This is a genomic window from Lacticaseibacillus paracasei subsp. paracasei (assembly GCF_000829035.1).
GTDB classification, from domain to species: domain Bacteria; phylum Bacillota; class Bacilli; order Lactobacillales; family Lactobacillaceae; genus Lacticaseibacillus; species Lacticaseibacillus paracasei.
Genome location: NZ_AP012541.1, coordinates 585,497 through 605,969, shown reverse-complemented (window position 1 = coordinate 605,969; position 20,473 = coordinate 585,497). Strand labels below are relative to the sequence as shown.

Annotated in this window: 18 protein-coding genes; 14 read left to right on the top strand and 4 right to left on the bottom strand. The window is 47.9% G+C overall.

All coding sequences use genetic code 11. The features are described from left to right. The first annotated feature begins 100 nt into the window (after nt 1-100). The 7 genes from LBPC_RS02900 to LBPC_RS02870 all read left to right on the top strand — a co-directional run bounded on the left by LBPC_RS02900 (nt 101) and on the right by LBPC_RS02870 (nt 6,857). Nucleotides 101-769 carry a carbonic anhydrase family protein gene (locus LBPC_RS02900; protein ID WP_003662818.1) on the top strand — a complete coding sequence of 223 codons (669 nt, stop codon included), beginning with the start codon at nt 101-103 and terminating at the stop codon, nt 767-769. Continuing rightward, entirely contained in the window at nt 762-1,541 is a 780-nt protein-coding gene (locus LBPC_RS02895; RefSeq protein ID WP_003662817.1) for an alpha/beta hydrolase, read from the top strand. The genes LBPC_RS02900 and LBPC_RS02895 overlap by 8 nt, the downstream gene beginning before the upstream one ends. Nucleotides 1,542-1,771: 230 nt before the next feature. After that, a complete protein-coding gene (locus tag LBPC_RS02890; protein ID WP_003583633.1) occupies nt 1,772-2,665 on the top strand; it encodes an ABC transporter ATP-binding protein in 894 nt (297 codons plus the stop codon). Continuing rightward, complete coding sequence (locus tag LBPC_RS02885; RefSeq protein ID WP_003662816.1) at nt 2,665-3,531, top strand: ABC transporter permease; 867 nt, start codon at nt 2,665-2,667, stop codon at nt 3,529-3,531. Before LBPC_RS02890 ends, LBPC_RS02885 begins: the two co-directional genes overlap by 1 nt. A 51-nt stretch (nt 3,532-3,582) precedes the next feature. Beyond that, the gene (locus LBPC_RS02880; RefSeq protein WP_003563640.1) at nt 3,583-4,035 is read left to right on the top strand and encodes a LytTR family DNA-binding domain-containing protein; all 453 of its coding nucleotides are present in this window, start codon (nt 3,583-3,585) and stop codon (nt 4,033-4,035) included. Between the two features lie 10 nt (nt 4,036-4,045). Next, on the top strand, nt 4,046-4,453 hold the full coding sequence (locus LBPC_RS02875) for a DUF3021 domain-containing protein (RefSeq protein WP_003662813.1): 408 nt from the start codon (nt 4,046-4,048) through the stop codon (nt 4,451-4,453). Between the two features lie 421 nt (nt 4,454-4,874). Continuing rightward, nucleotides 4,875-6,857, top strand: coding sequence for a cation:proton antiporter (locus LBPC_RS02870; protein WP_003662812.1), 1,983 nt, complete (start codon nt 4,875-4,877; stop codon nt 6,855-6,857). Nucleotides 6,858-6,948: 91 nt separating this feature from the next. Here LBPC_RS02870 and LBPC_RS02865 read toward each other — a convergent pair whose 3' ends face one another. Further along, entirely contained in the window at nt 6,949-9,180 is a 2,232-nt protein-coding gene (locus LBPC_RS02865; RefSeq protein WP_016383473.1) for a DUF3800 domain-containing protein, read from the bottom strand. 210 nt (nt 9,181-9,390) lie between these two features. Here LBPC_RS02865 and LBPC_RS02860 point away from each other — a divergent pair, with 210 nt between their 5' ends. The 6 genes from LBPC_RS02860 to LBPC_RS02835 all read left to right on the top strand — a co-directional run bounded on the left by LBPC_RS02860 (nt 9,391) and on the right by LBPC_RS02835 (nt 15,701). Then, a complete protein-coding gene (locus LBPC_RS02860) occupies nt 9,391-10,773 on the top strand; it encodes an amino acid permease (protein ID WP_016365819.1) in 1,383 nt (460 codons plus the stop codon). Nucleotides 10,774-10,951: 178 nt separating this feature from the next. After that, nucleotides 10,952-11,797 carry an aldo/keto reductase gene (locus LBPC_RS02855; RefSeq protein WP_003662808.1) on the top strand — a complete coding sequence of 282 codons (846 nt, stop codon included), beginning with the start codon at nt 10,952-10,954 and terminating at the stop codon, nt 11,795-11,797. 219 nt (nt 11,798-12,016) lie between these two features. Next, nucleotides 12,017-12,640 carry an SDR family oxidoreductase gene (locus LBPC_RS02850; RefSeq protein ID WP_003604498.1) on the top strand — a complete coding sequence of 208 codons (624 nt, stop codon included), beginning with the start codon at nt 12,017-12,019 and terminating at the stop codon, nt 12,638-12,640. A gap of 350 nt (nt 12,641-12,990) precedes the next feature. Further along, on the top strand, nt 12,991-14,472 hold the full coding sequence (gene abc-f, locus LBPC_RS02845) for a ribosomal protection-like ABC-F family protein (RefSeq protein ID WP_003662806.1): 1,482 nt from the start codon (nt 12,991-12,993) through the stop codon (nt 14,470-14,472). A gap of 199 nt (nt 14,473-14,671) precedes the next feature. Then, on the top strand, nt 14,672-15,112 hold the full coding sequence (locus LBPC_RS02840; protein WP_003563625.1) for an OsmC family protein: 441 nt from the start codon (nt 14,672-14,674) through the stop codon (nt 15,110-15,112). Between the two features lie 151 nt (nt 15,113-15,263). Further along, a complete protein-coding gene (locus LBPC_RS02835) occupies nt 15,264-15,701 on the top strand; it encodes a hypothetical protein (RefSeq protein ID WP_003662804.1) in 438 nt (145 codons plus the stop codon). Between the two features lie 163 nt (nt 15,702-15,864). Here the strand turns inward: LBPC_RS02835 and LBPC_RS02830 are convergent, their stop codons facing one another. Both LBPC_RS02830 and gdhA read right to left on the bottom strand, forming a co-directional pair. Next, nucleotides 15,865-16,065, bottom strand: coding sequence for a cold-shock protein (locus tag LBPC_RS02830; protein WP_003563620.1), 201 nt, complete (start codon nt 16,063-16,065; stop codon nt 15,865-15,867). A 172-nt stretch (nt 16,066-16,237) separates the two neighbouring features. Next, complete coding sequence (gene gdhA, locus LBPC_RS02825) at nt 16,238-17,578, bottom strand: NADP-specific glutamate dehydrogenase (RefSeq protein ID WP_003662801.1); 1,341 nt, start codon at nt 17,576-17,578, stop codon at nt 16,238-16,240. A 281-nt stretch (nt 17,579-17,859) separates the two neighbouring features. Here gdhA and LBPC_RS02820 point away from each other — a divergent pair, with 281 nt between their 5' ends. Further along, complete coding sequence (locus LBPC_RS02820) at nt 17,860-18,798, top strand: L-lactate dehydrogenase (RefSeq protein ID WP_003563599.1); 939 nt, start codon at nt 17,860-17,862, stop codon at nt 18,796-18,798. A 125-nt stretch (nt 18,799-18,923) separates the two neighbouring features. On the opposite strand, the gene LBPC_RS02815 is transcribed toward LBPC_RS02820, so the two are convergent. Continuing rightward, nucleotides 18,924-20,399: an APC family permease gene (locus LBPC_RS02815; RefSeq protein WP_003662800.1), complete on the bottom strand. Its 1,476-nt coding sequence runs from the start codon at nt 20,397-20,399 to the stop codon at nt 18,924-18,926. Nucleotides 20,400-20,473: the final 74 nt, after the last annotated feature.

The following is a 20,473-nucleotide window of genomic DNA, read 5'->3' as shown; positions in this document are numbered from 1 at the left end:
CTTAGTCTCTGTCTGCTAAATGACTTCTGGTGCATTTCGTTTTTAACAGCAGAAGTTTCGACTGCCCACCGCCAATTCATTTTTTGAAAGGATTGTCACGATGTCAATTTTGAATTATGCCAAGCAGTCTTCGTGGCCAAATAGTTTCGGCTTCCAGCAATCACCGATTGATCTTCGTCAAGCGACAACCACTGCCGACACCGACATGACGATTCTCACACCATGGATGACCGATCAAGAAATTGATGACCAGGTCACCATTCGGCTCGCTGGCCAAGGAACGACTCGGATTAATGAAACCACTTGGACTTTTGTGCAGGCCCATTTTCACGTGCCAGCGGAGCATATCGTTGCTGAGAAAACGGTGGCGGAGCTCCATTTTGTCCATCAATCGGCCATTGGTGCGCTTTGTGTCGTGGCGGTTTTAGTGCCAGTTGGTCAAGCTAACCCGATCATGGCCGATGTGCTCGATCATTTTCAACCACATGTCACGCAGCCAATCAACTTTGACCTGACTCGCTTACTGCCAAAACAAGGCACGGTTTTTCACTACCTCGGCTCACTCACCACCCCGCCGTTAACCGAAGGCGTGACTTGGTATGTCATTGAGCAAACCGAGATCACAATGAGTTCGAATCAGGTCGCCCGCTATCAGCAGTTTTTTGAACCGAATAATCGCCATGTGCAAGCGATCAATCGGCGACCAATTTTCCGAGGCGTTTTCAAGCAACTGAAGCGTCCAGCAGGAGATGACCCTCTTCATGGCTAAATCAGCAAAACGCTGGCGGCGAGTAAGCATATCGATACTGGTAACTTTGCTTCTCGCTAGCGGCGGCTATTGGCTTTGGTGGCAACTGGGCAGCCGCGCAATTCACCAGCAAGCCTATCGTCATACGGGTATCGTCACAGTTTTTGTCCCTGGTTATGGCAGTAACAGCCTCACCTTCGGGCCAATGGTTCAACGCTTCAAGCAGGATAAGGCATCCGATCAAGTCACTACGATTCATGTCAGTGCTGACGGCAAACGCACGATCACTGGAGCCGACCGCTACAATGGCAAAAATCCGCTCATCAACGTTGTTTTTGCCGATGCTAAGTCACCACAAAAGGAAGTCCGGCAACTCACCGACTTGCTGCACTGGCTTCGCGTCCAGCGTCATGTGACTCGTGTGAATCTGGTAGGTCATTCAATGGGCAGCAATCTGAGCTTTAATTACATGACGACACCGCATGCCAATCTTCAGCCGCAAGTGATCAATTATGTCTCGTTTGCGAGCGAGTTCTATCGTGATCCAACGACCCAGATTCGGGCGTTACCGAAAACATTGCATATCTTAGTGATTGGCGGACAGGTCTTCGGGGCAAAAGGTGACTGGGCCGTCAGCCTTGCTGGTGTCAAACGTTTAGCCGCCAAATTTAAGGCGGCTGGCTTATCCACCACCCTCTTTGTTTATACTGGCACACCAGTTGGCGCTTATCACTCGACGCTGCACCAAAATCCTTATGTGGATGCTGAAATCTTGCGCTTTTTATTTACCTGAGTAGCTAAAAACTATCTGCAGCTTGTGGCTTGATTCTCACAAGCTGTTTTTTGTTGCCTCGATAAAATCGCATTCCCAACTCATTCGTAAATTGCCAAGAAAAAATTCTATTTTTCATTTGCTATTTTCAACCACTTGCCAAGCATTTTGCACCACTTACCGCCTTTCTCAAGACACTTGGCACAATCGTCGTTATGCTAAGGCCAACAAATCGAAAGCAGGTGACATCAATGGCCATTCTTGAAGCAAAGGGTCTGACCAAAACATTTGGTCCGAAAGTAGCAGTGAACGGCATTAATTTGACGGTTGACCGTGGGCAATTCGTGGCCTTCTTAGGTCCTAACGGGGCAGGTAAATCGACGACAATCGGCATGCTGACAGGCTTGATTCAACCGACCAGTGGCACCATTACCGTCGCCGATCACACACCTGGGCAAGTGGCCTATCGTCAACAGATTGGGGTTGTCTTTCAGGATAGTGTCCTTGATCGCCAACTAACAGTTAATGAAAATCTACGATTGCGGGCGCGCATGTATCAACACCCAGATACTGCTTGGTTCGATCAACTGATTAAGCAATTTGACCTGGCACCTATTTTGAATCAGACATATGGGACATTGTCAGGTGGTCAGCGACGCCGAACCGATATTGCCCGCGCCCTTTTGAATCATCCCCAAATTTTATTTTTAGACGAACCGTCAACTGGATTAGATATTCAGACGCGCCAAACGATTTGGTCAGCGCTGGCTGCTTTACGCGTCCAAACGCAATTGACCGTCATTTTAACAACCCATTATTTGGAGGAAACGGAAAATGCTGACTTCGTTTACGTCATTGATCGTGGCGAAATCATTGCAGCAGATACCGTTGTTGACCTGAAAAATCGCTATGCTGCTCATCAACTGACAATTCAAACAACAGCTGCCGATCGCGTCAAAACAGTCGCCAATCAAGCCGGATTGCGGGCCAATATCGTTGCAAACGAGGTGCACGTCAATATCCATCATCCGCAACAGGCTATTGCCTTACTGACGGAACTCACCGATACGATCACCGACTTTGAGTTCCATCCAGCTGATATGAATACGATCTTCGTCACATTAACCGGAAAGGAGATTCGCTAATGCTAGCTTTTATTAAACGTAATCTATTGTTGTTTTTTCGCAATCGCGCCGGCGTTTTTTTCTCAGTTTTGGGCGCACTGATTGCCTTCGTTCTCTATTTGGTTTTTCTCAAAAAGAATATGACCGGACTGTGGCCTATCAGTCATCCTGAAAAGCTGCTTGATCCCTGGCTAATCGGCGGCACGCTTACCATCACGGCAGTTACGACCACGCAAGATGGCTTAGCAAGAATGATTGTTGATCGTGAGAATGGTAATTTAAGCGACTACCTGTTGACCGAAGCTTCTTATCTGCGCATTCAATTTGGCTATCTGGCCAGTGCCGTCATCATCGGCACCATCATGCAGCTGCTCATGTTCGGCGCCATGTCAGGCGCCTTCGCCCTGCTTGATCATGTCGTTATTCCATGGCAACTAACTGGCAAAATCATTGCTCTCGCATTGTTCAGCAGTGTGGTTTGGACAAGTTTTAATTTACTTATTTTGAGCTTTGTTTCCCGCGTGACCACCATGAGCGGCATTGCAACCATTGTCGGTACTGCAGCAGGCTTCTTCGCTGGGGTTTACATGCCAATCGGGGCAGTTCCCAGCGGCGCACAAGCCTTGATGAAAATGACCCCCTTCCCATACAACGCCGCTGCTTATCGCCAGATTCTGTTGCAACAGCCGTTAGCCACGACCTTCACTGGCAAGCAAGAGGCTGCAAGGTCCAGTTTTGAAAAAATGTTGGGTGTTCGCATTGACGTCAACGGCTTGCTTTCTAGCAGCCACACTTACCTGATTCTGATTGGTTTTACGCTTGGTGTGAGCATCCTTATTTTCCTTCTTGCCAGATTCAGTCGAAAGGCCGCCCTCGCCCGCGTATAATGAAACGTAATCGTGCGATACGCTGGCGTCATGCGGAAGGAGACTGAGCCTATGAAAGTTTCATTTGATCAAGATCCTGACTTGAATCCGGATGATATTGAGGTGCTCATCAAGGCTGCGCGGCTTTCACCGGCTGTGTTGCAGCTCTTGCAACAAATTCAACAATTATCAGACAATCGACCAACCCTTCCGCTAACTGTTGGTGACCGCGTTGTGGTACTGGCCGTTAATGACATCGTGGCAATCGAAGTCTACGGTGACGAGCTCACGGTCCACACGATGACCAAGGTCTATACTTCGCGTGGCCAGCTAAAAGCCATTCGCGCTAAGCTTGATCCTCAGCTTTTTATTCAGGTAGCCAAAAGTACCATTCTGAATATCAATTATTTGACATCACTGGAAGCTTCTTTTTCCGGTAATATGACCGCCTTCATGAGTAATCAGCAAAAATTGACGGTCAGTCGTAAATTTCTTCCTGACTTGAAACGTTTATTAGGATTGTGAGGTGGCCCTTATGAGAATCGCAAAGCAGTTATTGACCGAGGCCGTCATTGGCATCATGATCGGCGCAACCGTTTATCTGACCACTTTGATGTTGCATTTAGACACGATTAATCCAACACCGCGCTCTATCGCTGGACTGTTCATCATGAGTGCCGTCATTGGCATCCTATCTTCGATTTTCGATCTTGACTGGCTCAGTTTACCAGTTGCATATGGCACCCATTTCATCAGCACCTTTTTGATCGTCCTTGCAACGAACTACCTGATGGGCTGGCAATTCTTGATTGGCTCTGCCTTAACCAGCTTCATCATTTCGTTCATCGTCATCTACACCTTCATTTGGATCGCCCTATACCTCTCTTGGCGCGTGACGGCTAGAAAAATGACCCGCATTTTAAAAAAGCGATTGAAGAAGTGAGTTGTCGTTGTGTCACTAACGCATAATCTGTTTAAAGTGTCGGTTATTCTATTCTGGTTAGGTTGTTCCCGGTAGTTCCGCGGTCGCCACCCCCGAATCACCGCGTAGCCAGCTCAGGCTATCGGAACCAACATCATTAGCATAGCAATAAAGATGCTCAACCCAATGAAAAAGAATACTTACAAGCCATCCTTATTGTCAGCATACCCGCCGTTGTAGAAAACGCGCTCACAGTCGCAGAAACTTCCGTGTAAGGACCTTGAAGCAAAAGGACCAAAAACCGGCCCTTTCACTTCAAGGCCACTTACACTACAGTTTCTAAGCGCTCCTGCTCGCGCTCTCAGACCAATGAGCGGTTATTTTTTTGCATTGGTGCTAAAATAGAAAGGTCAAATAAGGTCAATCAAGGAAGTGATCATTTTTGAACCAGGTTGTTATCTTTGGCATCATGTTGGCAATCGTCATTTTAGGCAACATCTTGGCACGGCACGTTCCTAAGATCCCGTTGCCATTCTTCTTGATCGGCCTTGGGGCGGCATTAGCCGTTATGCCTTCTCTTCGTAATTTCACACTTGATCCATCGGTCTTCTCCTTTGCGATCATTGCCCCGCTGTTGTTTAACGAAGGTCAAAATGCTTCACGTATTCAAATTGGCCGCTCTTTAACCAATATCGTGTCGTTGGCAGTTGGCCTCGTGCTGGTTTCGGTCATTATCTTAGGCTTTGGCGTTCATGCGTTGTTCCCAATTATTCCGTTAAGTTTGGCCTTCGCACTCATTGCCATCGTCACGCCAACAGATGCATCAGCGGTCAGCGCCGTTGCCCAAACCAATCCTTTGAGCGACAGCCAAATGCAACTATTGTCCAATGAAAGTCTGTTCAACGATGCAGCCGGCATTGTCGCATTCGATCTGGCACTGACTGCCTATGTTTCCGGACAATTTTCACCAACAGACGCCTTGCTCGATTTTCTCTTCGTCTTCTTCGGCGGTATCCTGGTCGGGGCAGTCTTAGGTATGCTGATCGTGAATTTGCGGGCCTGGCTGATTCATATCGGCGACGATGAGCCGTTGATCATGGTCGGTATTCAGTTACTGACGCCATTGTTGGTTTATTTTCTAGCCGAAGAACTTGGCCTGTCTGGGATTCTGGCGGTTGTTGCTTCTGGGATTGCGCAAGGTGTAGAGCGCGATCGTTTGCGACTAACCAGTGCCCGCATGCAAATCGTCAGCGCCAATGTCTGGGAAATGGTAGCGGCCATTCTTTCCGGACTCGTCTTCGTTTTGCTCGGCCTCTCGCTGCCCAATGTCATCGTTAGCGCCTTGCGCGGACAAGCTGGCTTGTTCAGTTTGCTTGTGGGTATTGGCATTTTCATTTACGCAGCCAAGTCACTGGTTCGCCTACTATGGAGTCGAACCTTGCTGCGAACTGGTAAAAAACACCGCTGGCGCAACGCCGTCATTATGATGCTGGGTGGTGCGAATGGGACCATCACCTTATCTTTGGCGTTTTCAATGCCACAAATTGTTAATGGTCACAGTTTTCCGCTCCGGCAAGGCTTGATTCTGATCGCGGCAACTGTCATTTTACTCAGTCTGATTGTGCCGGTACTGGTTCTACCATTCTGCGTGCCTAAGCAGCCAAAACGCAATCGCCAATATGTTTGGTTGCGCCGAATGTTATCAGCTGGCATTGATGCCATGCGGGATGAATCCGTTCATCATAGCGAAGCCCAAATCGTTGCAGACGCGTTGTCTCAGGAAATGATTCTGAACGATAAACCTTCGCGAAGAATGCAACGGGATATCTTTGATACCACCATAAAAGTTGAGAAAAGAACCATTGAAGCTTTACGGGTCAATGGGACCATCACGCATGACGAAGCGCACTATTACAATCGCTTTATTGATTTAAATGATTTCACAGCAGATCAGCGAACGTGGAAAAATCTTTTTCTCCGCTTACGGTTCACCTTTAATATGGGACGTATGTATAAAGGTCTAGACGAAGCGCAAAATGCTTTTTTAACCACACTGCTTAACCTTGAGCCGATTTTTTGGAAACGGCAATTTACTGAGCACGGTGAAGATCTATTACCTATCGAGCAGGCCGGCTATGATGCGGTGATGAAGTACTTGGCAAGTGCCGAAAATAGTCAAAATCGTAGTGCCATCAACATCGTTCGCCGCTTCTATCGTGATCGGCATCGCCGGGTTCATACGGATTCTTTCGATGGTGATGTGCTATATGCCATGTTCCTAAAGGCATTCCATGCTGAATTTGAGTTCATTCAAGGTGCTTTTGCTGAAGGCAAACTCAACCGGGAGATCATGCAACGGTTGCAGACACGCATTACTTTTGACGAAATTACGTACCTACAAAACCAGAATAGTTTCATTGCTTAAAAAGATCACACTAAGTAACAACACTTGATAATCTAAAAAAGGGTACTGCAACGGTTAAATTGCAGTACCCTTTTTGTCATTTAAAACCCAATTAATGCTTGGCTTTATCGTCAGAATCAAGTGCCATTTCCAGTTCGTCAGCGGCAGTCTTCGTCACGCTTTCGATCTTTGCAAGCACCCGGCCATATGGTTTTGGATCCTTGTTGATATACCGTAATAGTCCTGCCATCCGCGCTGTCATGTCATACCAGCTTTGGTTTGGCATACCGGAGATTTGACCGACCCGGGCATTTGGCAAAACATCGATGAGTTGCTCGACCGCATTTTTGACAACCGGCAACGCACCGCGTACCTGATCGGAATCGGCGTAAGTGGCATCAAAGATCAGTTGCATGAAGCGATCAGGTTGTGAATGTTTTGATGGTGTTGCAGCTCGTTCGGCGCGCACACCCATCACAACCTGTTGCAAGCCAAGTAACGTCAATCGGACTAATTGATCGTGTTGCGAAACGCCCAACTCAGGCATTGGCGAGATCCCAATGAGGCTCAGTTCGTCATTACTAAGCCGCAGAGCAGCATTGGCAACAAAGTCTGACAGTTGCAAGCCGAGATGCTCGCGAGAATCTGCAAACTCAAACCGAACCTTGATTGGTCGTTCCAAGGAAAGCGTCAAGTAGCGACTCACAATATCAGCGCCCATCACCAGCTGATTACCTTCCAATTCATTCCGATGATCGATCATGATCACAATACTATCAAAAGTAGTGTCAACATCACGCAACACGTGAATCGTGGCGCCGATGTATGGATACAGATATTCCATTGACGGGGCGAAATCAGGATACGTCGTTTTCTGTGAAAAGACGGTATACATCCCCATGTTTTCATGGTCGGCTGCTTTGATCAGCTGTGTTAAGGCATCAACCTGTTTACCGCGGGCTTTAACTTCATCCCCTGGTTCCCAGCCATAGGGATAGAGCGCATTACGGAAACCAATGAGACTGTCGTCGTCGCCTTCTGGGAAAATAGCCGCGATCCCCATGTGCATGGTACGCGGATCTGGACGGTGCTCTTCAAAACTTTCATCAATAAAGAGTTGCAACTGTTTGCCAGCTACCAACGGTGCTTCATCATGAGTACCATAATTAGTATGCATGTTGGTACTGTTCGTTGCCTGTTGACTGGTCGTATCGCTGGTACTGCTGCTTGCAGTATTAGCTGAATTGTATTTGCCGTTACGGTCATTTGAGGTTGATCGAATCACACTTGGTGTATGCGTTTCAACGTGATTAACCACTGCTGGCACATGGCGATTGTTGGTCGACGCTTTGGCTGTCATTGACTGTGAGGCACTTGATGCCGCCGGCTGAGTCATTGGCTGCCAGTTTTGAGGATCAGCGTTGGCTGCGAATCGATTTTGGCGCGTGCGGTTAGGCTGGCGATTACCATTTGGCTTATTGCGATTGTTGCGCGTATAGCCATTATCACGCCGGGCAGGTTCGTGATCGGTTCTATTCACATTGCGCCGTGGGGCCGTTACTGTCCGCTTCTTGATGTGACGCTCTGTCTGATTGTCGTGACGCTGCTCAGTCGATTGCTGACTTGAAGATGAGCTAGCCGATACAGATGACCGATTAGCTTCAGTCTGACGTTTCTTAGCCTCAGCTTCTGCTTCCTGTGTCGCAACATCCGGCTGCTGGCGAATCGTGAAGCGATGCTGCCGCGTCGGATTTTTTTTCTGAACAGGCGTCTGTTTCGGTGTTTGCTCGTTGTTGTTGTGCTCTTGCTGATTGTTGGGGCGCTGGTTTTGCCGTGACGTGACAGTTGAACGCGTCACCCGTTTGGCAGTGCGCCGTGCCGGTTTTGAACTTGCTGCTGCTTCAGTTTGTGGTGCAGTCGGCGTTTGGCTAGTTGCTTGCGACTGCTGATTGGCTGCCCGCTTAGTTTGAACACGCGAGGCTTTTGGTGTTGTCGCTGATTTACTTGCTGACACTTGTTCAGCCGATTTAGTTTGTTTGGCTTTTGCAGCTGGCTGCTTCGCTGTCGCGGCTGGTTTAACCTGTTTACTTGCAGCTGGTTTCTTAGGTGCCGTCTTCTTAGCTGGTGCCTTCGTAGCGGTTTTGTGAGCTTCTGCTGGCACCTTGCCAGACTTAATGATGCTTTCAATCTTAGCCGCGGTCTTGCGGCTCACGCTTTGGCCGCGCAGTGCTTTACGCAAAGTCGGCACGGAAACACCCATCGCTGCGGATGTCGCATTGGTGTTCAACTTGTGTTTTGCCATATAGGCATTTAATGATGCAGTGAATTTGTTTTTGTTATCCAAAATATTTCCTCATATCCTACTTTATTGAATGATCCGTCACTAGTTTACCGCAAAAGCCGATAACGGACATAGTGACTTGAATGTCAAGAAGCGTGTTAACGGTGATGCCTATTTCATGTCTACGTTTCATAGCCACCTGTTTGCGCCGGTTAGACTTTTCTTGTATAGTCATTACTTGTATTTCTCAAGACGAAAGAAGCGAAAATAACCATGCAACGAAAACTCAGCAGCCGTCACATGCAAATGATTGCGCTTGGCGGTACCATCGGCGTTGGCCTTTTCATGGGAGCAGGCGCCACGATTAAATGGACAGGGCCATCTGTTCTGATCGCCTACATCATTGCCGGCTTATTCCTTTACATGATCATGCGTGCATTGGTCGAGATGCTTTATATTGATCCGGCAACTGGTTCATTTGCCAAGTTTGCCAGTGAATACATGCATCCGATTTTTGGCTATCTCACTGCTTGGAGCAACATTTTCCAATTTGTTGTTGTTGGTATGTCCGAAATGATCGCAATTGGCGAATATTTCAAATTCTGGTGGCCCGGGTTGCCGGGTTGGCTGCCGGGGTTAGTGGCCATCACCTTCCTTGTACTAGCAAATCTAATTTCGGTGCGAATGTTTGGCGAATTGGAATTCTGGTTTGCCTTGATTAAAGTCGTGACGATCGTTTTGATGATCATTGCCGGCCTTGGCGTCATTTTATTTGGGATTGGTAATGGCGGCCATCCGGTTGGTATCAGCAATCTCTGGACCCACGGCGGGTTTTTCACCGGCGGGTTTAAAGGCTTCTGTTTTGCCTTGTCAATCGTCCTCGGCTCCTACCAAGGCGTTGAGCTGCTTGGTATCACAGCAGGTGAAGCTGAGAATCCGCGACCGACCATCGTTAAAGCAGTGAAAGACACGATTGGTCGAATTCTGATTTTCTACGTTGGTGCGATTTTCGTGATCGTCGCCATTTACCCTTGGAATCAGCTCAGCACGTTAGGGTCGCCGTTTGTTCAGACATTTGCCAAAATCGGCATCACATTTGCCGCTTCACTCATTAATTTTGTGGTGATTACCGCTGCCTTATCTGGCTCCAATTCTGGCATTTACTCAGCCAGCCGAATGTTATACACCTTAGCTGATGCCAAACAACTGCCACGAATTTTCACCAAACTAAATCGTCATGGGGTACCTTTTTATCCGGTCATCGCCGTGGGCGGCGGGATTTTACTGGGCGTCATTTTGAATGCCTTACTGCCTTACATTGCACCAGCCGCGAAAAATGTTTTCGTGCTAGTTTATAGTTCCAGCGTCTTGCCTGGTATGGTGCCGTGGATCGTCATCTTAGTCAGCGAAATTCGCTTTCGCAAAGTCCACGCTGATCAGATGGCCAACCATCCTTTCAAAATGCCATTCGCGCCTTATAGCAATTATCTCACACTTATTTTCCTCGCGTTCACTTTATTTTTCATGCTACTAAACCCAGAAACAAGTGTTTCATTATTAGTAGGTGTCGTCTTTCTTGGTTTGGTCGTGCTGCATTACTTGTTGTATCAACGTCGAAAGCCTGCGACGCAACCTGTTAAAGCTAATCGGCAATAGCAAATTTCAGCAACTAATTGATATGGAGAAGCGTGAAAACTGTCTCGTGACCTGCAAAAAAATGCACGTTCATGCGTAGGTAACACGCTTTTTTTATCTTCTTTCACAGGCTCTATTTAAAGCGGTCATTTTTTTCACAACTTGTATAATAGATGTGTTGAAAGAAAGGAGTCGGATCATGAAAACAATCAAGATTGGTGGCGTCAATGTCCCGATCATGGGTATGGGTACTTGGTACTTAGGCGAAGGCAATGCGGCACAAAGTGAACAGGAAGCTGCTGCCTTAAAGTATGGACTGAATCATGGTTTGACCGTGATTGATACCGCGGAGATGTATGGCAACGGGGCGGCTGAGTCACTGATTGGCAGTTTTCTTGGTGATTATGATCGCGCTAACATCTATCTGATCTCAAAGTTCTATCCGTCACACGCAGACAAGCGACAGATGCGAACAGCCCTAAAAAATAGTCTTAAACGATTGCGAACTGATTATCTCGACCTATATCTGCTTCACTGGCGCGGGTCAACCCCGTTAGCAGAAACTCTCGAAGGCCTGCAGGATTTGCAAAAAGAAGGTTTAATTAAGCAATATGGTGTGTCGAACTTTGACGTTGATGACATGGATCAATTAACGCTGGAACCGGGCGGCGACCAAATTGCGGCTAATGAAGTGCTTTATAACTTACAATCGCGCGGTATTGAATATGATCTGCTGCCACAGCAAAAGCAGGCCAACATTACCACGATTGGTTACTCGCCATTTGGGTCAGGCAGTGGCAAGTCAATTAAACTGCCACCGGAACTAAGAACTTTGGCCACAGAGAAAAACATTTCAACCCATCAACTGATGCTTGCATGGGTGCTGCGTCATGGCGATGTGCTCACGATCCCTCGTTCAGGTGAAGCAAGCCACATGGCGGAAAATATCGCCGCGGCAGATGTTACTTTTTCACCAGACGAATTGGCGTTGTTCGATCAAACTTTCCCGGCACCGCGGCATCATATCCCGCTTCAAATGATTTAACGATGGCAACAGCGCGGTTGATGCAAGCAGCCGCGTTTTTTTATGGCCGCAGACAGAACTGCTTTAAATCCCTGATGCATGGGTTTCTGCGACTGTAACCGGGTTATTCTAGAAACTCACCGCACTAAACTTTTTAGCATTCCTGCCTGCAACGGCTTTCTTGCTGTCATAAAAAACGTTATACTAATAGCAATCATTTTCCATGAAAGGATATTTGTTTTGAAAATTTTTGTTGTCGGTGCCCACGGCCAAATCGGCCAGTTGCTGGTCCACAAACTGCTTGATCGTGGTGATACAGTTACAGGCGGTTATCGTGATCCAATCGCTCAGACACCTGATCCCGAGAAAAACTTTCGCGCCGTGGAACTCGATCTTTCATGGCCGGTTGATCGCTTAGCTGACCTTTATGCTGGTCATGACGCAATTGTCTTCGCAGCAGGCTCCCGCGGTCAAGATCTTCTCGGCGTTGATCTAGATGGTGCTGTCAAAACGATGAAAGCTGCTGAACGCGCTGATATTAGTCGATTCATCATGCTCAGCGCCCTTGATGCTGAAGATCCGGACAAATGGCCAGACCAGTTGCACGATTATTACATCGCCAAGTACTACGCTGACGAATGGCTCATTCACAACACGGATCTGGATTACGTCATCGTCCAGCCAACCGCGCTCACCAACGATCCTGCAAAAGGCAGTATCACCTTGCAGCCGCAACGACCATCAACTATTTCGCGCGCAGATGTCGCGGACGTCCTAGTGGCAGCCTTAGACAGCAATCGCCATCGAGACACAGTGAAGATTGCAAGCGGTAATGAAGCGATTGTGAAAGCATTACATGTTTGACGACAGTAGCTTCACGTGGTAATTTAAAGCCAAGTTAAATTCGAAAGTGAGGTTTCGTCCATTGAAGTAAGCCAATTGTTGAAAATGTCCAAGTCCTGTCATCATCAACGGGATTAGTACGGACTTTTTGACAATTGGGCTTGATCAAGGACGGCACCCCCGTTTATTTTGGTCAGTCCCAAAGTGTTATTGGACTGGCTTTTTTGTTGCATACAAGCCAACGCAGTTATGCTGCCAAATAACCCAATAGCAAGGCTGATGCCGCTAACTTTCAACACTTTTCAGCCATAAAAAGTCATACCGATTCACGTTCTGATCACGCAGGCACATCCCCGAAAGGACGTGGCTGTATGTCTACGATTCAAATTAAACAGCTCAATTTTGCTTATGACGGTCAAGCACCGCTTTTTACGAACACAACCTTTGACCTTGATACCAACTGGCATCTCGGATTGGTCGGTCGCAACGGTCGAGGCAAAACCACTTTGTTGCGAATTTTACAACAAGCACTCCCCTACAGTGGCACGGTGACTGTTCCCTTGCAGTTGCAATATTTCCCTCAAACGCTGGATGAAACCCAACTGACGCTGACTGCCGCACAAGCCATCACCGATGTTGCGCAATGGCAACTCGAACGTGAACTAAATCTGCTCCAAGCTGATCCTAACATTCTCTGGCGCCCATTTGTCGATTTATCTGGTGGTGAGCAAACAAATGTGCGTCTCGCCTTACTGTTCATTCAAGACAATGGTTTCGCGCTCATTGACGAGCCAACCAATGACCTCGACCTGCGCAGCCGCCGACAAGTCGCCGCCTATCTCCAACAAAAAACCGGCTTTATTGTCGTCAGCCATGATCGTGATTTTTTGGACAGCATCACCGACCACACGCTAGCAATCCAGCGGCAGCAAATTACCCTCTATCAAGGCAATTTCTCCACCTTCATGACCGAAAAAGAGCGGCAAGATCAAACTGAACTGGCCAAAAATGGTCAACTTAAAACTGAAATTACCCGACTTAAACGAACGGCTCATGATAAAAAAGTTTGGGCGGAAAATAAAGAAAAGAGTATCTATGGTAATCCGCACATCAAGGACAGCGGTCATAATGCTGGTCGCGGGTTTATTAGCGCTCGAGCTGCACGGACGATGAAAAAAAGTAAAAATCTCGAACACCGGATGACTAAAGAAATCGATGAGAAGGAAAGTCTTCTGAAGAACCTAGAAAAGGTTGATCCACTCACCATGCTGCCGGTATCGACCCATCACCATCAACTTGTGGTCGCTGAAAAGGTCCAAGTCGGATTCGATCAACCCCTTTTCCAGCCGATCTCTTTTACTTTGACCCGCGGCGATCGGATTGCCATTGTTGGTGACAATGGCAGCGGCAAGTCGACCTTGATCCGCGCCTTGCTGCAGCAGTTCACCGGCATGCAGTCAGGGCACCTCACCTTGGCCCCCGTCAGTCTTAGTCTTGTTCGCCAACAATACACCGATAACCGCGGTACATTAGTCGACTTTGCCAAACAGCACCAGCTTAGCCGTGAAACCTTGCTTAACAACTTGCGCAAACTCGGCATGCCGCGAGCCGACTTTAACACGCCGATTGAGCATCTGAGCATGGGCCAACAGAAAAAAGTCGAACTAGCGCGATCACTAGCCACCCCGGGAGCTTTGTACATTTGGGACGAGCCGCTCAATTATTTGGACACTTACAACCAAGACCAGCTGGTCGCCGCCATCAAGCATTATCAACCGACGATGCTTTTTGTCGAGCACGATGAGCATTTTATCGAGCAAGTTGCGACAAAAATCATTCGCCTGCAACCATGACTGACTGAACTTTTATGGCGACACTAGCGATAACTGCTTAGTTTTTTTGACAAAACAAAACCCATTGAAAATGTTTGTTATCCGTTCCAAAACGCCTTGGTACGTAGCGATTCAGGCGTTGCAAACGAGACTCAATGCCCCCATGTAAAGCGGTTCCATGTTATACTCACGGTGATAGCTATAAGAAAGGATGAATAGCATGGCAGAACGTTCTTTGTATCATACCTATGTCCGCAACGAAAATGGTTTAGTCGGTGAAAGTTATGTTGAAGGTAATCAAGGCTTAGCGTTGGGTGTTTCTAGCTCCTTGATTGATGCCCCTGGGACCAACCCGGAGCAGTTCATTGCTTTTGCCTTGTCTACCTGTTTTAATGCGACCATCCGCATCGTGCAGCATCGCGAAGGCACTGCTGAAGATTCCCAGCTCCGTACTCGTGTGGACATCACCCGTGACAAGATTGGCTACAAATTCATCGTAGACGCACAAATCTTGATGCCGAGCCACACCCGCGAAGAAGCACAAAAGATTGTCACCCAGGCACTGGACGAATGCCCAGTTGCCAAACTTTTGAAAGAAAATGAAAATGTCAGCTTCCGCATCGTTGATGATTTCACAGACGAGCCGACACTAGGCGAGTAAGTCATCAGCGCCACAACTTTTTCTCAAAGATAATAAAGAAGGTACCGGCGTTTAGGCTGATACCTTTTTTGTTTTTTCGTCAAGAAGCGCGGTCACTCGACTATTGAATGCAACAATGCGCTAGCGTATGGACTAATTGGAGGTTATTAAAATGTCAAAATCATCTTTGTGGGTCCGCAAACATCATCTTGTTTTGGCACTTAGCCTGCTACTGGGCAGTGTGGTTTTCCTTGCTATCGGTTTATGGGCAACGATTTTACTGCTGTTAACCGTCCAACCAACTGTTTCATTAATTCTCGTCCTGCTTGGCGGCTGGCTTGTACTTGGCGGGATCGCCGCCAGCGCCATCACCTTGTGGCAAATCATCCGTTCACCGCAGCAGGTCACCAACGGCGTTCGTTGCTTGCAATGGCTCCTAGGCGGCATAACCATCATCATTGCGATCATCAGCTTAACCTTCAGCTACCTATGGGCTGAAAGCGGCGATGCACCAGGATTAATCTTCATAGGCTTGTTTGTCGCTGCGATGCCGTTTGCTTGTTGGATGCTTGTTAGTGTGTGGCAATTAACCTTGAAGCAGCAAGCGTGAGAGCCTGCCTAGAATGAAATCAGGTGGCTTGGACTACTACAAGGACCAGCGCCGCAATAATGCTGTCGCAGTCGCAAAAGCCTGAATATAGGCGATCCTGTTTGCGCTCATAAAAAAAGACCCAATCGGTTTCCCGATTGGATCTCCTTTAACGAACCAAGAATTAAAGCTTGGTAACGTTAGCAGCCTGAGGGCCACGATCAGATTGTTCTACATCGTAGGAAACAGCCTGACCTTCGTCAAGACTCTTGTAGCCTTCGCCATTGATGGCGCTGAAATGTACAAAGACGTCTTGGCCGTCTTCACCAGTGATGAAGCCGTAACCCTTATCAGCGTTGAACCATTTAACTGTACCTTTTTGCATGAAAATGAATCTCCTTTTCAAAACTAACAACAACAGACAACCGTAATCCTAAAAAGGAAATTCACGTAACATGATGTTTCCCGTTCAAGTATTACCATGTACAGAGTATAACACGTTCGGAAAAAAACACCTAATTATTTCGTGTTTTTTTCTAATTAATGTCTAAATATACCTACATGCCTTGATAATACATCGCGTCAGCCACTTTCAGAAAGCCGGCAATATTGGCGCCGGCCTCATAATCACCGGCCATACCATATTCAGCGGCAGCATCCGCGCTAGCTTTAAAAATATGCTGCATGATGTCATGCAGTTGGCCATCGACTTTTTCAAAACTGTCACTGAGGCGCCGCGAATTTTGACTCATCTCGAGTGCGGAAACGGCTACCCCGCCAGCATTGGCCGCTTTTGCCGGGCCGTACAAAATACCGGCATCGGTGTAGGCAGCAATCGCCTCTGGGTCGCTTGGCATATTTGCACCTTCTGCCACCGCGATGACGCCAGCAGCCTTAAAACGCGCAGCCTGAGTGCCATCAATCTCATTTTGGGTAGCGCAAGGCAGAGCTAAATCATACTGAAGATCCGCGTCCCAAACCGAGCCTTCATAATAATGGGAGTCAGCAACCCGATCTGCGTAAGCTTTTATGCGCCCACGTTCCACTTCCTTAATCTGCTTAACGACCGCGACATCAATACCATTTTCGTCTACGATATAGCCGTTTGAATCAGAAACCGTGATCACCTTGACCCCAAGCTCCTCAGCTTTCTGCGTGGCGTAAATGGCGACATTCCCGGCGCCTGAAATCACCGCCCGCTTGCCAGCCAAAGATTCACCGTTGGCCTTCAATAACTCGTCTGTATAGTAAATCAAGCCATAGCCGGTCGCCTCTGTCCGCGCCAGCGATCCGCCATAACTCAACCCCTTGCCAGTCAGAACGCCGCGTTGTGCGCCTTTAAGCCGCTTGTACTGACCATAAAGATAACCGATCTCGCGCGCACCCACGCCAATATCGCCCGCCGGCACATCTAAGTCCGGTCCGATATACTTACTGAGTTCCGTCATAAAGCTTTGGCAAAAACGCATCACTTCAGCATCTGACTTACCTTTCGGATCAAAATCGGCGCCGCCTTTCGCCCCACCGATCGGCAATGTCGTCAGACTGTTTTTAAAGATTTGTTCAAAGCCCAAGAACTTGACGATGCTCAAATTCACGGAAGGATGCAGGCGCAAACCGCCTTTGTATGGTCCGATTGCCGAATTAAATTGGACGCGGAAGCCGCGATTGATCTGGATTTGGCCTTTATCGTCCTGCCACGGTATGGCAAATTGAATCGCTCGTTCTGGTTCAACGATGCGTCCGAGAATATTAGCTTTCATATATTCAGGATGTTTTTCGAGAACCGGTGTGATGGTTTTTAAAAAAGCTGATGCTGCTTCAAAAAATTCTGGTTGGTTCGGATCGCGTTGTTTGAGGGTTATGAGAATGGACTGTACGTAAGATGCTGCTGACATGAGGGACCACCTTTCTGGAAGAAAATGTAACAAGCGTTGTTTCAAGACTAACAGAAAGATGGCAGCTTGATAAGAAAGTTATCTTGATATTAAAAATATTCCCAGTCGTTTATCAAGCCCTGCATGCAGACCTCTGTTACAATGAAATCGGATACATGCAACAGCTTTGGCGGCAATCGATTTTATGGCGCGTCGTAATCGGCTTCATAACTGCTCACTCATAGTCGTTTGTCGCAGTTTTGGGTACCTGTCGTCAAGATCTTCATGAGGAGGAATTTGAGATGCGGAACAACGGCAATATTATTTTAATTGGTGATGGCGCGATTGGATCAAGTTATGCGTTCAACTGTCTCACCACCGGCGTCGGCCAGAGTCTTGGTATTATTGATGTTAACGAAAAACGCGTGCAAGGTGACGTCGAAGACCTTTCTGATGCCCTACCTTACACGTCACAGAAGAATATTTATGCGGCCAGCTATGAAGATTGCAAATATGCCGATATTATCGTCATCACAGCCGGAATTGCCCAAAAGCCAGGTCAGACACGCCTACAACTTTTGGCGATCAACGCAAAGATCATGAAAGAAATCACACATAACATTATGGCAAGCGGGTTCAATGGGTTTATTCTAGTCGCATCCAATCCAGTCGATGTCCTTGCCGAATTAGTCTTGCAAGAATCCGGCTTGCCACGTAATCAGGTGCTGGGATCAGGGACGGCGCTTGATTCAGCTCGCTTACGGTCTGAGATCGGCCTGCGTTATAACGTGGACGCCCGGATTGTGCACGGCTACATCATGGGTGAACACGGCGATTCTGAATTTCCAGTTTGGGACTACACCAACATTGGCGGCAAACCGATTCTTGATTGGATTCCTAAGGATCGCCAGGATAAAGATCTGCCTGATATTAGCGAGCGCGTCAAAACGGCTGCTTATGGCATCATTGAGAAAAAAGGTGCCACTTTCTACGGCATTGCTGCCTCATTAACCCGTTTAACCAGCGCCTTCTTGAATGATGATCGCGCAGCATTCGCAATGTCCGTCCATTTGGAAGGCGAATACGGCTTGTCAGGTGTTTCCATCGGTGTACCGGTAATCCTCGGCGCTAATGGCTTGGAACGCATCATTGAGCTGGATTTGAACCCAGAAGATCATAAGCGGTTAGCAGATTCTGCAGCTATTTTGAAAGAAAATCTGAAGAAGGCTCAAGAAGCTTAAGCTCGTCAGGTTAAGCGCTCAGCTTAACGGTGTCTCTCCAGACGAGTATCACTAAGCCACCGTACCAAAAAACCGCTGTCCGAGACCGCCCGTCACAACGCGGGCAATCTCAGGCAGCGGCTTTTTTAATCTTTTTCTTGTCCTAACGCAGCAGTTTCTTGCTCAACCGCTGATCCCTTTGTCAGAGCCGAGTGACGCATGCCGTACAGGAAATAAATGGCACAGCCGATCAGGAACCAGACACCGGAATACAGTTTGGCTTGAATGTCGAGCCCAAGGAAAACGATAAGTGATCCCAGAAAGGCAACTGCTGGCAAAACTGGATACAGTGGCATCCGGAAGCGCGGTTTGGCGATATCTTGGCCTTCACGCGGACGCAATCGATAGATTCCCAGTGTCACGAACATAAAGGCTATCAAGGTGCCAGCCGAAATCAGTTGGGCCAAAAAGGCAAACGGAAAGAAAGCGCCGATCAAAACGCCGATGGTAATCAAAACAGCCAAGGCATGATTAGGCAGCTTACGACTGTTCAGCTTACCCAGTTTTTGCGGCAGCATGCCATCACGGCCAAAACTGTAAAGCAAGCGCGACCCAGCCATGGACATCCCGATCAAAGCCGTGAACATTCCTAAGACCGCAATGCTTTCAACCACAACGGCAACGACTGCATGGCCAGAATGACGCAATGCCCAGCCAACGGGCTCCGCGTTATTGGCATAATCCTGATATGGGAACATACCTAACAACACAAGACCAACCGAAACGAACAAGAACACTGCAATCAGTAACGAACCTAGAATACCGCGTGGCATCGTTTTCTCTGGGTCAATGGCTTCCGCAGAATTAGCAGCGATGGAATCAAAGCCAATATAAGCAAGGAAAATCATTGAAACTCCGGCATAGATCCCCTGCCAACCACCAAATGGTGTGCCGTCAGCATTGAGATGATAAGCAGGAAAGAATGGATGGAAGTTTTCAGGGTGAATCGCAGTCAAGCCGACCACCAAGAAAAGCAGGATTGCCAGCACCTTCATGACAACCAAGATGTTTTCAACGCGCGCAGCACTTGATACCCCCCGCGACAGTAACAAGCCGACCAGCACCATGACGACCACTGCAACGAGATCGACCATGCCACCATCGGTCCCAACCGGATTTGCCAAGGCTTTAGGAAAATTCACGCCAATGATTGCCAGCAGCCCGCGGAAATTAGCTGAAAGTCCTGACGCCACAAACGCCACTGCGATAAAATATTCCGCCAATAAAGCCCAGCCGGCAATCCAGCCAAAAAATTCGCCGAAAACAACATTGATCCAAGAATAAGCCGAACCGGCAAATGGCATCGCCGCTGACATTTCCGCGTAGGCAAACGCAACCAGCCCTGCGACTATCGCGGCTACTAAGAAAGAAATCGACACAGCGGGACCAGCATGTTTTGCCGCCACCACCCCTGGTAATGTAAAAATCGAAGCCGACACAATCGTCCCGACCCCTAACGCAAGAAAATCGCGGACGCGTAAAACGCGCGGTAAATGTGAATCCTTATCTTCATAAACACTTGGATCTTCTTTTCTAATCAATCGTTGCCAAACTTGCCCCATCGGTAACCTCCATGGCACTGCTCATCAAGCAGTCAGTCTCTCACATATTTAAAAAACGTATGAGAAATAGGTTA

What these genes read in the sequence shown, in the direction of transcription:
- LBPC_RS02900 (WP_003662818.1), top strand. Translation starts at nt 101, where the DNA reads ATGTCAATTTTGAATTATGCCAAGCAGTCTTCGTGGCCAAATAGTTTC.
- LBPC_RS02895 (WP_003662817.1), top strand. Translation starts at nt 762, where the DNA reads ATGGCTAAATCAGCAAAACGCTGGCGGCGAGTAAGCATATCGATACTG.
- LBPC_RS02890 (WP_003583633.1), top strand. Translation starts at nt 1,772, where the DNA reads ATGGCCATTCTTGAAGCAAAGGGTCTGACCAAAACATTTGGTCCGAAA.
- LBPC_RS02885 (WP_003662816.1), top strand. Translation starts at nt 2,665, where the DNA reads ATGCTAGCTTTTATTAAACGTAATCTATTGTTGTTTTTTCGCAATCGC.
- LBPC_RS02880 (WP_003563640.1), top strand. Translation starts at nt 3,583, where the DNA reads ATGAAAGTTTCATTTGATCAAGATCCTGACTTGAATCCGGATGATATT.
- LBPC_RS02875 (WP_003662813.1), top strand. Translation starts at nt 4,046, where the DNA reads ATGAGAATCGCAAAGCAGTTATTGACCGAGGCCGTCATTGGCATCATG.
- LBPC_RS02860 (WP_016365819.1), top strand. Translation starts at nt 9,391, where the DNA reads ATGCAACGAAAACTCAGCAGCCGTCACATGCAAATGATTGCGCTTGGC.
- LBPC_RS02855 (WP_003662808.1), top strand. Translation starts at nt 10,952, where the DNA reads ATGAAAACAATCAAGATTGGTGGCGTCAATGTCCCGATCATGGGTATG.
- abc-f (WP_003662806.1), top strand. Translation starts at nt 12,991, where the DNA reads ATGTCTACGATTCAAATTAAACAGCTCAATTTTGCTTATGACGGTCAA.
- LBPC_RS02840 (WP_003563625.1), top strand. Translation starts at nt 14,672, where the DNA reads ATGGCAGAACGTTCTTTGTATCATACCTATGTCCGCAACGAAAATGGT.
- LBPC_RS02835 (WP_003662804.1), top strand. Translation starts at nt 15,264, where the DNA reads ATGTCAAAATCATCTTTGTGGGTCCGCAAACATCATCTTGTTTTGGCA.
- LBPC_RS02830 (WP_003563620.1), bottom strand. Translation starts at nt 16,065, where the DNA reads ATGCAAAAAGGTACAGTTAAATGGTTCAACGCTGATAAGGGTTACGGC.
- gdhA (WP_003662801.1), bottom strand. Translation starts at nt 17,578, where the DNA reads ATGTCAGCAGCATCTTACGTACAGTCCATTCTCATAACCCTCAAACAA.
- LBPC_RS02820 (WP_003563599.1), top strand. Translation starts at nt 17,860, where the DNA reads ATGCGGAACAACGGCAATATTATTTTAATTGGTGATGGCGCGATTGGA.
- LBPC_RS02815 (WP_003662800.1), bottom strand. Translation starts at nt 20,399, where the DNA reads ATGGGGCAAGTTTGGCAACGATTGATTAGAAAAGAAGATCCAAGTGTT.